Raw genomic sequence first — 15,035 nt, 5'->3', positions numbered from 1 at the left:
TTAAAGCAGGCCGCCCCGGCCTGCTGGACACAGGCCGGGGCGGTTTGCGGAGCCAGCACCCGCTTCGGGCGCCGGCCGCCGGCTAAGCGAAGTCGGAAACTGCAGGATCCGCGCCGATGCGGCCTTCACCGTTGGCGGAGCGGTCCAGCGCGTTGATGGCCTCGACGTCGCTGTCATCCAGGCTGACGTCGAGCGCTGCGAAGTTTTCACGGATCCGGGACTCCGTGACCGACTTGGGAATCACCACGTTGCCGATGGCGAGGTGCCAGGCGATGACAACCTGTGCGGGAGTTGCGTTGTGCTTGGCGGCGATGGATGCCACCGTTGCGTCCTCCAGCAGCTCGCCGCCCTGGCCCAGCGGCGACCATGCCTGGGTGAGGATCCCCTTGGAAGCGCCAAACTCCCGCAGTTCCCGCTGGCTGAAGTACGGGTGGAGCTCGATCTGGTGGATCGCCGGAACCACGCCCGTCTCGTCGATGAGCCGCTGCAGGCCCTCCACGGTGAAGTTTGAAACACCAATGGACGTGACCCGGCCGCGCTTCTGCAGCTCGATCAGGGCCTTCCAGGTGTCCACGTACTTGTCCTGCTTAGGCTGCATCCAGTGGATCAGGTAAAGGTCCAGGGTTTCCAGCCCGAGCCGGTCCATCGAATCCTCGAAGGCAGCGAGCGTGGACTCATACCCCTGGTCTGCGTTCCAGAGCTTGGTGGTGATGAAGAGCTGTTCCGGCGACAGGCCGGAACTGGCGATCGCCCGGCCCACACCCGCCTCGTTGCCGTAGATCTTGGCGGTGTCGATGTGGCGGTAGCCCGCTTCGAACGCCTGGCGGACAACCTTTTCAGCCACGCCGTCCTCAACCTGCCACACGCCGTAGCCGAGCTGGGGGATGGTGTTTCCGTCATTGAAGGTCAATGTAGGTGAAAGTGTCATCCGTCCATCCTGCCAAACCGCGGGTACCGTCCGGGCGGTATTACCGGAAAGTAAGCCAGGCGCTTAACCGGGAATACCCAAGTGCTGCGGCCCGGAACCCTCTTCGCTCAGGTGCCGTTCGGCGTCGGCCACCTGCTGGAACACGGACTCGGCGCGACGGCGGACGGAGGCCGCTCCTACCGGGATGGGGCCCACGGCGAGCCGGAGCATGGCGGCTGCTTCGGCGGTCGTGGCCAGCGAGTTGCCGGCCTTGGACAGGGCGCGGTGAACCCCGGAAAGGGCCACGGGGATATCAAGGCCGTCGTTGGGCGAACGCCGCTGCGCTTCCATGCACACCAGCCGTACCCTTTCGAGGAGGCCCGCCAGTTCATTGGCGATCTCCAGCAATTCGGCGTACAGCTGGTCGTCCTCCACGCCTTCAAGCACCTGGTGGAAGCGGTCCAGGCCCCGCTGGAAACGGTCATGGGCCCGGCGCCACAGCCCCTGGCCCAGCTCCGCGTCGTCCTTGCGCCCCTGCCTGGCGGCGCTGAAAAATCCCAAGCGGAACCTAGAGGTATTGTCCGGGACCGTGGTCCGGGTCGTCCCGCTGGCCAGGCCGTGCCGGGCTTCCGGACCGGGCACCCGCACCGGCGCGCTGCGGCTCCCCGTTTTCCCCGATGACCACTCCCGGCGCGATCATGGTGCCGGGCGGGAGCTGGCGGAGCTGCATCTGCGCGGCGGCGTGCTCACGGGCCGCATGCTGTGCAGCAATGGCAGTCTGGATCCCGTGGAACAATCCCTCCAGCCACCCGACAAGCTGGGCCTGGGCTATCCGGAGTTCAGCGTCGGAGGGAGTGGCCTCGTCGGAGAAGGGCAGGCTGATCCTGTCCAGTTCCTCCACCAGCTCAGGTGCCAGCCCGTCCTCCAACTCCTTGATGGAGCGCGCGTGGATCTCGGCGAGCCTGCCCCGGGCAGCGTCATCCAGGGGCGCAGACTTCACTTCCTCCAGGAGCTGCCGGATCATGGTTCCGATCCGCATCACCTTGGCCGGTTCATCCACCAGGTCCTGGAGGTTGCTTCCCTTGGGCCTGCCATCCGCCGGGGCGGCCTGGGCGGGCACCGGCGGCTGCCGATCATCGATGGGAGTGCCTTCTACGGGGAGGTCCTCAGCTGACTGAGTGTCTTGTGGATCGCTCATGCGTTCATACTCTCATGAGCGATCCACCCGGGACTCACTCGATGAACCCTCCCGGCGGCTTGTCCGCTGCAAGCTCAATCAGCAGCACCGGCCTTGGGGGTTGCTGTCCTGGCGGTCGGTCCGGTCGCGCCAGAACTCGCGCTCGGTCAGGGGCGCTGTCCCGTGCCCGGCCGCCCTGTGATGCTCCAGGTACTTGGCGTAGGCGTCCGCGCCCATGACACCGCCGAGGTACCGGGCGAAGCCCTTGAACCCGATGGAGAGTCCGGTGAGGGCCGCGCCCATCAGTGGTGACCTGCCCGTTCGAAGCGGAGTTCAGCCGGAACCTTGTCCCATTCCGCCATCAGCTCGCGCTCAGCGGGAGTGGGAATCAACCCGGCAGGGGCAAAGACCCGTGAAGGCTTGGCGGGATCTTCATTGTCCGTGATGACCGCTCCCGACGTGCGGCTGCGGAACGCCTTGATCGTGGCGAGCAGCGCCGTCGCGATCACAATGATGCTGAGCACCACGAAGATCACCGACAGCCAGCCCTGGATGGCAGTGTTGCGGACCACGGCTTCCATGGCTGCCACGGACTTTGCGGTACCAAACTCGGTCTTCCCGTCGGCCAGTGCCTTGCTGAAGGCCGCGTTGTTGGCGAAGTAGCCCACTGCCGGGGTGGACGAGAAGATCTTCTGGTAGCTTGCCGTGATGGTGACCACGGCGGCGAACGCCAGCGGCAGCGCGACGATCCAGAGGTAGTTGAAGGTGCCGCGCTTGGCTACGATGGCCAGGCACACGGACAGGGCGATGGCCGCGAGCAGCTGGTTGGCGATTCCGAAGAGCGGGAACAGCGTGTTGATGCCGCCCAGGGGGTCTGTCACACCCATCAGCAGCACGGCGCCCCAGGCCCCGACCATGATCGCCGTGCAGAGCCAGGCACCTGGGCGCCAGGAGTGCTCTTTGAACTTGGGGATGAAGTTGCCGATCGAGTCCTGCAGCATGAACCGGGCAACACGGGTGCCGGCGTCCACTGCGGTGAGGATGAAAAGGGCTTCGAACATGATGGCGAAGTGGTACCAGAACGCCATCATGGCCGTCCCGCCGATGAACTGCTGCATGATGTGCGCCAGTCCCAAGGCGAGCGTGGGCGCGCCGCCGGTCCGGGACACGATGCTTTGCTCGCCCACGTTCTCGGCTGTCTGGGCCAGGAGGTCCGGGCTGATGTTGACCCCCGCCAGGCCCAGGCTGTTGACCCAGGTAGCGGCTGTTTCCACCGTTCCGCCGGTCAGCGCCGCCGGCGAGTTCATGGCGAAGTAGAGGCCGCGGTCGATCGAGATGGCGGCCACGAGCGCCATGATCGCCACGAAGGACTCCATCAGCATGCCGCCGTAGCCAATGAAGCGGGTCTGCCGTTCCTTCTCCACCAGCTTTGGAGTGGTGCCCGAGGAGATCAGCGCATGGAAGCCGGACAGGGCGCCGCAGGCGATGGTGACGAACAGGAAGGGGAAGAGCGCGCCGGGGAACACCGGACCGTTCTCCCTGCTGGCGAACTCGCTGAAGGCCGGGACGGTGATTTCCGGGCGGACCGCAATGATGGCCACGGCGAGCATCACGATCACGCCGATCTTCATGAACGTGGACAGGTAGTCACGCGGTGCCAGCAGCAGCCACACCGGCAGGATGGCCGCGATGAAGCCGTAAATGATGATGCCCCAGGCGATGGTGACCCGGTCCAGGCTGAAGACGTCCGCACCCCACGGGGTTTCGGCCACGATGCCGCCGCCGATGATGGCCGCCATCAGCAGCACAAAGCCGATCAGCGATACTTCCAGGACCTTCCCGGGACGCAGGTAGCGCAGGTAGACACCCATGAACAGGGCGATCGGGATAGTCATGCCGACCGAGAAGACACCCCACGGGCTTTCACCCAGGGCATTGACGACGACGAGCGCCAGGATGGCGACGATAATCACCATGATGAGCAGGGTGGCTATTAGGGCGGCGGTGCCGCCCACGACGCCGAGCTCCTCGCGGGCCATCTGTCCCAGCGACCGTCCGCCGCGCCGCATCGAGAAGAACATCACCAGGTAGTCCTGGACCGCACCCGCAAGGACGACGCCGATAATAATCCAGATTGTGCCGGGCAGGTAGCCCATCTGCGCGGCCAGCACGGGTCCCACCAGCGGACCCGCGCCGGCGATGGCGGCAAAGTGGTGGCCGAACAGGACATTCCGGTCTGTCCGGACGTAGTCCTTGCCGTCGGCCTTGTACTCGGCAGGCGTGGCACGGCGGTCATCAGGTTTGGTGATGTACCGCTCGATCACCTTGGAGTAGAAGCGGTAGCCAATGAGGTAGGTGCAGACCGAAGCGAACACAAACCAGATGGCGTTCACCGTCTCGCCGCGGATGATGGCCAGCATGAACCAGGCCACGCCGCCGAGGAGTGCAATCGCAGCCCAAAGCGCGATCTTTCCCGGGGTCCACTTCCTCTCTTCGGCCTCACGGACCGCGTCATCCACCGCTGTGGGCGGCAGGGCCGGGTCGGTGGCGGCAACGCCCCTGCCTCCGGATGCATTTCCCCGCTGATCAGGCGTTTTGGCCATGTCTCCTCCTTGAGATGGTGCTGGTCTCCCCTACTAAGCCAGCTTACCTAGCCGCGCTCCCATTCCAGAGGGGTTTGTGCATGGCGATGCGAAGTCGTGCGGCGAGCGGAGTGGATGCGGCGGCGAGTGACAGGCAAAACACGGAAACAGGGAAGCACTGAAAGCACTGAAAACGCGCCGCAAGGAACGCACGGCGTACGCAGGGAAGGCCTCCGTCCGGACAGTCCGGGCGGAGGCCTTGGCTTCGCTGGACGCGCGGAACCGCTTAGGCGTGTGAGTATGTGAGACAGTCAGCGTTGTCCGCGCCGGGGCCGACGTGGACCTCGGGTGCTTTGCACATCAGGTGGTCATTGTGGACGCACTCGGCGCGCTGGCACGCCCCGACGTCGGCAAGGACCTTGGGCAGTCCGCCGTGGATCCCGGTCTCGATGAAGGTGGCGCAGTGTGCATGGTTCTCGGCGCCGCCCACAGTGATGGCGGCGGCGTTGCAGTTGGTGTGGTCGTTAAAGGAACAGTTCGTTACGCTGCAGTCGGCGACGTGCGTTGTCATGAGCTTCCTCCGTTGGTTCCACCGCCCGGCCGGACGGTTCGTGGAACTTACGGTATGCCCGCCGGTGGCATTCAAAAAGACCCAATTGTGTTTCCTATTTCCCCTGCGCCTGCTGGATCATCCTGGCCTCGCACAGGTCCAGCCACCGTACTTCCGCCTCCGCCTGGAAGATCAGGGAGTCCAGGACCAGCAGCGACGCCGTGTCACCGGCGCGCTGGTTCAGTGCTGTGTCCCGGCGGGCCTTCGAGTAGTCCTGCAGTGACCTGAGGGACGATACCCGCTGGTTCTGGATGATGGCCTGGACGTCGACGCCGGGGAGGGTGACGGCGAGCGCCAGCTTGATGGCAAGCTCGTTGCGGGGCGGGCTGTTCCGCTCCACGGGTACCGCGAACCAGTTCCGGATTTCGGCCTTGCCGGCCGCGGTGATGCTGTAGACCACGTGGCCGTTCCCGTCGTCGCCATCCCTGGCCACCAGCGCATCGCGTTCCAGCCGGTCCAGAGTGGTGTACACCTGCCCGATGTTGAGCGGCCACGTGGCACCGGTGCGGTTCTCGAATTCAACCCGCAGCTGGTAGCCGTAGCGGGGCTGGTCCTCCAACAGGGCGAGGAGGCTGTGGCGGATGGACATGCTGTTCCTTGTATTTGGCGGGCATCGGCGTGCGGAACCTACATCAGCAGGAGGACCTTGCCCACGTGCTCGCCGGTGTCGAAGTACCGGTGGGCGGCGCGCACCTGGTCCAGGGGGAAGGTCTTTGCCACGAGCGGGCGGACGGTTCCGTCGCTGATAAGCGGCCACACGGCGTCGCGGACGGCGTTCATAATGGCGCCCTTTTCCGCTACCGGACGCGGGCGCAGCGCGGTGGCCACGACGGCGGCGCGCTTCTTGAGCAGCTGCCCCAGGTCGAGCTCCCCCTTGGTTCCTCCCTGCAGCCCGATGACCACCAGGCGTCCGTAATCGGCGAGCGCGTCCACGTTCTGCGCCAGGTATTTGGCGCCCACGACGTCGAGGATTACGTCCGCGCCCTTGCCCCCGTTCTGGCGGCGAAGGCTTTCGGGAAAGTCCTCCTCGGCATAATTGATGGCGATGTCGGCCCCCAGGAAGGCTTTTGCCGTGCCCACCTTTTCATCAGATCCGGCAGTGGCTGCAACCCTGGCGCCGAGCGCCTTGGCGAGCTGGATAGCCATGGTGCCGATCCCGCCCGTTGCCCCATGGATCAGGACGGTTTCACCCGCCTGCAACTGCGCCGTCATCACCAGGTTGGAGTAGACCGTGGCCGCAACCTCGGGAAGGGCAGCTGCCGTCACCAGGTCAACGCCGTCGGGCACGCGCAGGACCTGCTCGGCCGGGACCGCCACCTGCTGCGCGTACCCGCCGCCGGCCAACAGTGCCACTACCTTGTCGCCAAGGGAGAAGGCCTTTGTGACACCGGGACCGAATCCCGCAATCCTGCCGGACACTTCAAGGCCGGGAATTTCCGATGCGCCGGGCGGTGGCGGATAAAGGCCCCTCCGCTGCTGCACGTCCGCCCGGTTAAGGCCGGCCGCTACGACGTCGATCAGCACCTCTCCGGTACCGGGTACCGGGGCTTCAGCCTCCCGGACCTCCAGAACTTCCGGGCCGCCCGGCTCCGAAATGTAGACGGCTTTCATGGAACACTCCCGTTTCTGACTGAATACTGCGTGCAACCAGTGTGCACCGGACACCTTCCGGGCTCTGTTTTGTTGCAGGCAAGTGCCTATGAAACACTACTGGGTGAGGAAGGTTGTCCGAGCGGCCGAAGGAGCTAGTCTTGAAAACTAGTGTGCGGTAACCCCGTACCAAGAGTTCGAATCTCTTACCTTCCGCGAAACAGGACCCCTGTCCGCCAGTACGCTGGCCGGCAGGGGTCCTTCGTTTAGCCGGACCCCGTGAAACTGGGCCCCTTGAAAGTGTCAGACCCCGGAAATAGGGTCGGGGTGTTCCACCCCGAAGGCCCCGCCTGCCGGCGCACACCAAGAGGAGACTGCCATGCCCAGCCCCGTACCCACACCCGGCGCACCCTGCTGGATCGACCTCATGACCACCGACGTCAACACAGCCCGGCGTTTCTACGGCGAGCTGTTCGGCTGGGAGTACCAGGCCGGGGACGAGGAAAAATACGGCGGGTACGTGACCGCATCGAAGAACGGCAAAGCGGTTGCGGGGATCATGCAGAAGGACGGGAACCAGGCGGGCAAGCCTGACACGTGGTCCACCTACCTTCGAACCGACGACGCCGCAGCCACTGCCAAAGCGGTGGAAGCCTACGGCGGGCAGGTCTATATGCCGCCCATGGACGTTCCCGGGCAGGGGCACATGGCCATGTTTGGTGACGCCACGGGAGCAGCCATCGGTGTGTGGCAACCGCGGGAAATGCTTGGCTACGAGCTGGTCGGCGAGCCGGGCACCGCCGCCTGGCACGAACTCCACGCCAAGGACTACGACGCCGCCGTGAAGTTCTATCAGGATGTGTTCGGCTGGGAAACGGAGGTCATGAGCGACGCCCCCGGGTTCCGCTACACCACCATGGGCTCGGGGATGAATGCACAGGCGGGAATCCTGGACGCCTCGGGCTACCTGACCGGTGAGATCCCCTCGCACTGGCAGGTGTATTTCTCCGTGGAGGACACCGATGCCGCCATCGACCAGGCCAAGGCCATGGGCGCCACAGTCCTGGAGGGGCCGGCGGACAGCGACTTCGGCCGGGTAGCGCAGCTCGCCGATCCTGCCGGGGCCACCTTCAAGATCATCTCAGCGCAGGCAGGCTCGGGGCAGGCCCAGTAGGTCTCTGCCCGGGCGCAGCCACCCGGGAAATCAAACCCCTGCCGGCCGGAGCTTTCCAGGAAGCTACCGGCCGGTATCCTTTGTGATGCCCGGCACATTCCGTTCCGGGCACCAACCAAGCATCGACAGCATCCACCGGGACCGGGCGACTGGGGCTCCGGCCGGTGGGGCGGCGTGTTCCGCTGGGGAACGGCCCGCCGAATGCACGCGCTATCAATCCTGCGTTCATTCAGAGCTGTTGGGATGTGCCGGATACCACTTGACCAGGAGCAGGATCCGGGCCCTTGTGCGCTGGGTACAACCCGGACACCTTCCATCGGTTCCCCTACCGGGGACCCTTCTGAAAGTAAGAGCGGATGCATCAAACACCTTGGAAACTGGCGCTGGGAACAGTGCTGTCGGCGGGGCTGGCAGCAGCGCCCGTGGCAGCCTTGCCCGCAGTCGCCGACTCGACAGCCGCGGAGGTCTCAGCCGCGGCAGGAACCTCCCCCGTTGTGATCAACGAGGCCTACCTCAGCGGTGGCAGCAGCGGCGCCGCATACAAAAACAAGTTCGTGGAGCTCCACAACACGTCGGACGCCCCCGTTCCGCTGGACGGCTGGTCGGTCCAGTACCGTGCAGCCTCAGCCGCGACGGCCCCCACCAGCGTGGCCGCCCTTTCCGGTTCGATCCCGGCCAAGGGGCACTACCTGATCCAGGGTGGAAGCAACGGTGCCAACGGTGCGGACCTTCCCGCACCTGACCTCGTTGCCGGTGCCCTGAACCTCAGCGGATCGGCCGGCACCATCGTGCTCGCCAAGCAGCCCACCGCCGTCGCGCTCGGCACCGGCTCCCAGGTGGAGCCCGCCGGAGTGGCCGACCTGCTGGGCTATGGCGCGTCCAACACCTTCGAAACACAGGCAGCCCAGGCCCCCGCAGGAAATACCGACGTCAAGAGCCTGAACCGGGCAGCAGGGGCGGACAGCAACAGCAACGCCGCGGACTTCGCCCTGAGCACCGCCATCACACCCACCGGGACGGGCGGCGCGACCACGCCCGATCCCGGCCCCACTCCGGACCCAACGCCAGCGCCCACACCGTCCACGCGGTCCATCGCCGAGATCCAGGGCACGGGCACCGCGAGCCCGCTGGCAGGTTCCACGGTCACCACCACCGGCAAGGTCACCGCAGTCTTCCCCACGGGCGGGCTCAACGGCTACTACCTGCAAACGGCTGGCACCGGCGGCGACCTGACGGCAACCAACCATGCCGCTTCGGACGGAATCTTTGTCTACTCCCCCGCCACAGCGGCTTCGGTGCAGGCCGGAGACTACGTCCAGGTGACCGGCGCGGTGGCGGAGTACTACGGCATGACGCAGCTCAACGTCACTGCGGCGTCCGGCCTCACCAAGCTGGCCGAGGCCGTGCCTGAAGTCAAGGCCACGGCCTTCGCGCTGCCGGCCAGCGAGGCTCTCCGGGAATCCCTTGAAGGAATGCTCCTCGCTCCCCAGGGCCCGCTGACCGTTACGGACAACTACAGCCTGAACCAGTACGGGGAGATCGGCCTGGCCGGCGGGACAACACCCCTGGTCCAGCCCACCGCCGTCGCGCCTTACGGCTCGGCCGAATACACCGCCACGGTAGCGGAGAACGCCGCCCGCGGCATCAAGCTCGACGACGGCTCCAGCACCAACTTCCTCAAGGACGCCGCCACCAAAGCCCAGGTCCTGCCCTACCTGACCGCCACGGACCCGATAAGGGTGGGCTCCCCCGCCACCTTCACCACCAACGTGGTGCTGGGCTACGGCAACAACGCCTGGAAGCTCCAGCCGCTGACCCACCTGACGGAAGCCAACAAGGCCGCCGTTCAGCCGGCGTCGTTCGGGGCAACCCGCACCGATGCTCCGGCCGCTGTGGGCGGGAACCTGAAGATCGCCTCCTTCAACGTGCTCAACTACTTCCCCACCACCGGCGACCAGCTCACCGGCTGCACCTTCTACGAGGACCGCGAAGGCAACCCGATCACGGTCCGCGGCGGCTGCAATGCACGCGGGGCAGCCAACGCGGAGAACTTCAAGCGGCAGCAGGACAAGATCGTCACCGCCATCACCAAGGCCGGCGCGGACGTTGTCACGCTGATGGAAATCGAGAACTCCGCCCAGTTCGGCAAGGACCGGGACGACGCCCTCGCCAAGCTGGTGGACGCGCTGAACATCGAGACCCCCGGGATCTGGGATTACGTCCGGTCACCCGCCAACGCGCCGCCGCTGAGCGACGAGGACATGATCCGCACCGCGTTCATCTACAAAAAGGCCGTCGCTGAACCCGTGGGTGAATCCATCATCCACAATGACACCGTTGCATTTTCCACCGCACGCAAGCCCCTGGCCCAGGTCTTCAAGCCGGTGGGCGGCGGTGCCGGGACAGAGTTCATTGCAATCGCCAACCACTTCAAGTCCAAAGGCTCGGCCGCCACGCCGGACGACACCGACCAGGGCCAGGGCGCTTCAAACCTGGCCCGCACCGCCCAGGCCAAATCCCTGCTGGAGTTCAGCAAGTCCCTGCAGGAGTCCAAGGACACGGACAAGGTGTTCCTCATTGGCGACTTCAACGCCTACGCCAAGGAAGACCCCATCAACGTCTTCACTGCTGCGGGCTATGTCAACCAGGACGAGAAGGCACGCAACGCGGACGGTTCCGCCAAGCACTCGTACCTGTTCGGCGGGATGGTGGGCTCCCTGGACCACATCCTGGCCTCCCCCGCCGCCAACGCGGCGGTCACCGGAGCGGACATCTGGAACATTAATTCCGTAGAGTCCGTGGCCCTGGAGTACAGCCGCTACAACAACAACATCACCAACTACTACGCGCCGGACCAGTACCGCGCCAGCGACCACGATCCCGTTGTGGTGGGCCTGGACCTGCGGTCTGCGCCCGCCACCGTTGACCTGAACTTCCTGGGCATCAACGACTTCCACGGCCGGATCGATTCCAGCACCGTGCTGTTCGCCGGGACCATCGAGAAGCTCCGGGCGGCAGCCGCCCCGGGCGCTACCGCCTTCCTCTCCGCCGGAGACAACATCGGGGCGTCGCTGTTTGCCTCCGCCGTCGCCAAGGACCAGCCCACCATCGACGTGCTGAACGCACTGGAACTGAAGGCCTCGACCGTGGGCAACCACGAGTTCGACGGCGGGTGGGCGGACCTGCGCGACCGCGTCATCTCCGGCGGCACCAACGCGAAGTTCCCCTACCTGGGCGCCAACGTCTACAGGAAGGGCACCACCGAACCGGTCCTGCCTGAATTCACCATCTTGGAGATGGCTGGCGTCAAGGTGGCCGTGATCGGCACTGTCACCCAGGAGGTCCCCTCCCTGGTTACCCCCGCCGGCATTGCCGACCTTGAGTTCGGCGACCCGGTGGAAGCCATCAACCGGGCAGCGGCGCGCATCGCATCAGGGAACCTTGCCGACGTCATCATCGTGGAAAACCACGACGGCGCCGGTTCAGGTGTGGTGGAAGGCGCCACGCTGGAGCAGGAAGTGGCAGCCGGCGGTCCCTTCGCCAAGCTGGTCACCGAAACATCCGCGGACGTTGACGCCATTTTCACCGGCCACACCCACAAGGAATACGCCTGGGATGCCCCCGTCCCCGGCGTCGAGGGCAAGACCCGTCCCATCGTCCAGACCGGCAACTACGGCGAGAATGTGGGGCAGATCCAGCTCACCGTGGATAACGCCACGAAGCAGGTCACGTCCTACAAGGCAGGCAACGTCAGGCGCACCACGGACCCGGCTGCGGGCCTGACCGCCGCCTACCCGCGCGTGGCCGCCGTCGACGCGATCGTCAGGAAGGCACTCGCTGAGGCCGCCGTCGTCGGAAACCAGCCTGTTGGTTCCGTCACGGCGGACATCACCACGGCGTTCACCACGGACGCCGCCGGTGCTGCCAAGCGCGATGACCGCGGGAACGAATCCACCCTGGGCAACCTGGTGGCCGATTCGCTCCTGGATTCGTTGCAGCCGGCCGAGCTGGGCGGCGCCGAAATCGGCGTCGTCAATCCCGGCGGCCTGCGGAACGAGCTTTACTACGCCCCGGACGGGACCATCACGTATGCGGAGGCCAACGCGGTGCTGCCGTTCGTGAACAACCTCTGGACCACATCCCTGACGGGCGCCCAGTTCAAGACGCTGCTGGAGCAGCAGTGGCAGACCAACGCGGACGGGACGGTGCCCAGCCGCGCCTACCTCCAGCTGGGCCTGTCAAAGAACGTGAACTACACCTACGACGCCGCCCGGCCCGCCGGGGACCGCATCACCTCGGTCCGCGTGAACGGCGCCGCCCTGGACCCGGCGAGGTCCTACCGATTGGGCACGTTCAGCTTCCTGGCAACAGGCGGTGACAACTTCCGGGCTTTCACGGAGGGCGCCAACACCAAGGACTCGGGACTGGTGGACCGCGATGCCTGGATCAGATACCTGCAGGAGAGCAGCCCCGTTTCGCCGGACTTCGCCCGGCGCTCCGTGGCGGTCGCCAGCACCACGCCGGCTGAGGTCAAGCCCGGGGAGCAGGTCAGCCTCACAGTGTCCAAGCTGGACCTCACATCGCTGGGCAGCCCGGTCAACAAGACTCTCTCCGCAGTGTTCACCGACGCCGCCGGTGCGGTAACCCAACTGGGGATGGTGCCGGTGGAAGCTGGCACGGCCAACGTGAACCTGCCCGTACCGTCCGGCGCAGCCGGCGGGACAGGGACGCTTGTGCTCACGGCGGCTGAATCCGGCACGGTGGTGACGGTTGCGGTGACAGTGGCGAGCATTCCGGTTGAACCGGGATGCACCACTCCCGTCAAGCCTGCCCGGTCCACGGACCTTGCCGGGCAGCTGAACTACGGACAGGCCATGGCCGCCTACCGGGCCTGCCTGCGCGCGGGCCGGTAACCGCCCCACCAAACGCTCTCTCACTTAACGCGCGTTTTCCCCCTACGCTCTCTCACCCGAAATTTTCGGGTGAGAGAGCGTTCGGGTTTAAGGCGCATCAAGTGAGAGAGCGTCCGGGAAAGTTACAGCCCCAGGATGGCCCCGGCGATTTCGTCAGCGTCGCGCAGGGTCCGCTGGCCGCTGCGGTAGTTGGGCCCGCCGGGCTGGAGGGCCTCGGCGGCGATGGCCGTGCCCCACTGGACGGACGAGAGCTGCAGGCCCAGCACGTACAGGCCTTCGGTTACGGAGCCGTTGGCTGCAACTGGGCGGTAGGGATGCGCCACCACGTCCAGGCCGGTGGACTGGACGGGCGCCCCCTCCACCGTCATCATGAGCCGCGGCCGCACCAGGCCGTCCGCCAGCAGCTGCTCGAGCACCGGCGAATCGTTAGCCGAAACCCGGTTTCCGGGCGCGAGCGCCTCCACCATGGTCCGGGCAGTCACCGGAGCCCCGCCCACCCAGGGTGAAGACGCCGTAAACGCGCCGTTCTTACGGTCAACCGCGAACTTGGGGTCCGGGCCCACGAAGCTCACCACACCTGCCCGGGCCAGCGCCGCAAGCTGCTCGGAGCGCAGCGCGGGAGGCCCGCTGGCGAGTCCCTCCACAAACGACTCGAACCAGCCACGCAGTCCCGCCACCCAAGATTCATCGGTGATGCCGCCGTCGGCAACTGCCGTCTTCAGCACGGCGCGCCCGTGGTGGAGCGCCCCGATGGCCATCTTCACGGGGTCGTCCTCGCCGAGCGCGGACCGGCGGGCATCGTCCAGCAGGTAATCCACGACGGCGGCATCCAGTTCCGCGCGTGAGGCAAAGGAGCGTCCGGCCAGGGGTGCGGCGAGCGCCGGCAGGTCCAACCGGTGCCGGGGCCCCACATGGACGGCCAGCACACTCTGCACGCTGTCCTCCCAGTTGGCGGCACTGTGCGCGTGCGGGTGGAGCGCCTCCTCCAGGTCGGCAAGGAACGCCTGAGCGTCAGGTACCGCGTTCGGCTGGGAACGGACCAGGGTGGAGTAATACGCCCACAGCGCGTCACGGTGCAGAAGCGGCCAGAAGTCATGGTCGAACGCCGGGCGGATCCCTGCCGTGCGGAACCGCTCCAGTGCCGCTTCGGTGAAGTAGCGCAGGGTGACCGACGCCGGGTAGTAGCCGTTCAGCGCGGCTTTCGCCCGGTAGGGCGTTCCCCGCCGGGAAGCGGCAATGATCCGCGGTTCCTGGCCCGACGGCTCGTAGCTGAGCGCCGTTCCGTTACTGACGAACTTTCCGCCGCGGCCCTCCGTCAGCTGGACCATGGTGTCGAAAAAGTTGAGCCCCATGCCCCGGACCAGGACGGGCTCACCTGCGGGAATGAGCGACCAGTCCACGTCTGCAGGAACGGCCGGCGGGAAGTACTGCAGGCCCAACCGCCGGGCCGATGCCTCCAGTTCGCGCTGTTCAGGGTTCAGGCGTGACGGGACGTGGCCCAGGGCAAGCACCACGGCGTTGGTGCGCAGCGTGGCTCCTGTGGCCAGGCCGACGTCGAACGTTCCGTCCCCCGCCGGGCGCACGGACTGTGCTGACGTTTCGTGGAAGGTGATGGTGACGCCGTCGGGCGCTTTGGATGTGAGCTCCTCCAGGGTGCTGCGGAGGTAGCGTCCGTACAGGGCGCGGCTGGGAAAGTCGTTGGCCTCCAGGACGGCCAGTTCAGCAAGTTCGTCCTCGCCGAGCGCAGGCGACGGGTGCCGCTGCTGCCTGGCCCGCCACTGGTCAAAGGTGGTTCCGGCGACCGGCGGGGCCAGGTCCGGATCCTCCGGAATCAGCGTGGGGTAGAAGGACTGCGTGTTCATCAGGAACAGCCGGGACTGCTGCGGCTGCCACACGTGCCCAGGGCCCGCCGGATAGGGGTCGATGACATCGATGTGGAGGCGCACGGAGCCCGCACCCGCAGTGATCTGCGCGGCACAGCGGGCGAGCAGGCGTTCCAGGACGCTGGTGCCCCGCGGACCTGCGCCGATGATGGCGGTCCGGGTGCTCTGCGTTTTTTCCACGCCATCCAGCGTACGGGCT

At 66.3% G+C, this 15,035-nt stretch carries 11 protein-coding genes and 1 tRNA gene; 3 read left to right on the top strand and 9 right to left on the bottom strand.

Features of this window, described 5'->3' with window-relative positions; translation table 11 throughout:
- Positions 1-82 precede the first annotated feature (82 nt).
- The 8 genes from KTR40_RS03510 to KTR40_RS03475 form a co-directional block, all read right to left on the bottom strand.
- Positions 83-928 (bottom strand): aldo/keto reductase, encoded by an 846-nt coding sequence (locus tag KTR40_RS03510; RefSeq protein ID WP_139028023.1) that lies wholly within the window; start codon positions 926-928, stop codon positions 83-85.
- A gap of 63 nt (positions 929-991) precedes the next feature.
- Positions 992-1,468, bottom strand: a complete 477-nt coding sequence (locus KTR40_RS03505; protein WP_139028022.1) for a hypothetical protein — start codon at positions 1,466-1,468, stop codon at positions 992-994.
- 7 nt (positions 1,469-1,475) lie between these two features.
- A complete protein-coding gene (locus tag KTR40_RS03500; RefSeq protein WP_139028021.1) occupies positions 1,476-2,105 on the bottom strand; it encodes a bacterial proteasome activator family protein in 630 nt (209 codons plus the stop codon).
- 78 nt (positions 2,106-2,183) lie between these two features.
- A complete protein-coding gene (locus KTR40_RS03495) occupies positions 2,184-2,387 on the bottom strand; it encodes a YbdD/YjiX family protein (protein ID WP_139028020.1) in 204 nt (67 codons plus the stop codon).
- Positions 2,387-4,687 carry a carbon starvation CstA family protein gene (locus KTR40_RS03490; protein ID WP_139028019.1) on the bottom strand — a complete coding sequence of 767 codons (2,301 nt, stop codon included), beginning with the start codon at positions 4,685-4,687 and terminating at the stop codon, positions 2,387-2,389. The genes KTR40_RS03495 and KTR40_RS03490 overlap by 1 nt, the downstream gene beginning before the upstream one ends.
- A 265-nt stretch (positions 4,688-4,952) precedes the next feature.
- Positions 4,953-5,237, bottom strand: a complete 285-nt coding sequence (locus tag KTR40_RS03485; protein WP_228405290.1) for a DUF1540 domain-containing protein — start codon at positions 5,235-5,237, stop codon at positions 4,953-4,955.
- A gap of 94 nt (positions 5,238-5,331) precedes the next feature.
- Positions 5,332-5,865 (bottom strand): PadR family transcriptional regulator, encoded by a 534-nt coding sequence (locus tag KTR40_RS03480; protein ID WP_228405289.1) that lies wholly within the window; start codon positions 5,863-5,865, stop codon positions 5,332-5,334.
- 38 nt (positions 5,866-5,903) lie between these two features.
- Positions 5,904-6,887: an NAD(P)H-quinone oxidoreductase gene (locus tag KTR40_RS03475; protein ID WP_139028016.1), complete on the bottom strand. Its 984-nt coding sequence runs from the start codon at positions 6,885-6,887 to the stop codon at positions 5,904-5,906.
- Positions 6,888-6,994: 107 nt separating this feature from the next.
- On the opposite strand from KTR40_RS03475, the gene KTR40_RS03470 reads away from it, so the two are divergent.
- From KTR40_RS03470 to KTR40_RS03460, 3 genes are all read left to right on the top strand, one after another.
- A tRNA-Ser gene (locus KTR40_RS03470) sits at positions 6,995-7,082 on the top strand.
- Between the two features lie 163 nt (positions 7,083-7,245).
- Entirely contained in the window at positions 7,246-8,040 is a 795-nt protein-coding gene (locus KTR40_RS03465) for a VOC family protein (RefSeq protein WP_228405288.1), read from the top strand.
- A gap of 356 nt (positions 8,041-8,396) precedes the next feature.
- Positions 8,397-12,953, top strand: a complete 4,557-nt coding sequence (locus KTR40_RS03460) for an ExeM/NucH family extracellular endonuclease (RefSeq protein WP_228405287.1) — start codon at positions 8,397-8,399, stop codon at positions 12,951-12,953.
- A gap of 122 nt (positions 12,954-13,075) precedes the next feature.
- Here the strand turns inward: KTR40_RS03460 and KTR40_RS03455 are convergent, their stop codons facing one another.
- The gene (locus tag KTR40_RS03455) at positions 13,076-15,016 is read right to left on the bottom strand and encodes an FAD/NAD(P)-binding domain-containing protein (protein WP_228405286.1); all 1,941 of its coding nucleotides are present in this window, start codon (positions 15,014-15,016) and stop codon (positions 13,076-13,078) included.
- Positions 15,017-15,035 lie beyond the last annotated feature (19 nt).

Source organism: Pseudarthrobacter sp. L1SW, from assembly GCF_020809045.1.
Classification (GTDB): Bacteria; Actinomycetota; Actinomycetes; order Actinomycetales; family Micrococcaceae; genus Arthrobacter.
The sequence above is the reverse complement of the archived record's forward strand: the minus strand, read 5'-3'. Positions and strand labels throughout refer to the sequence as shown.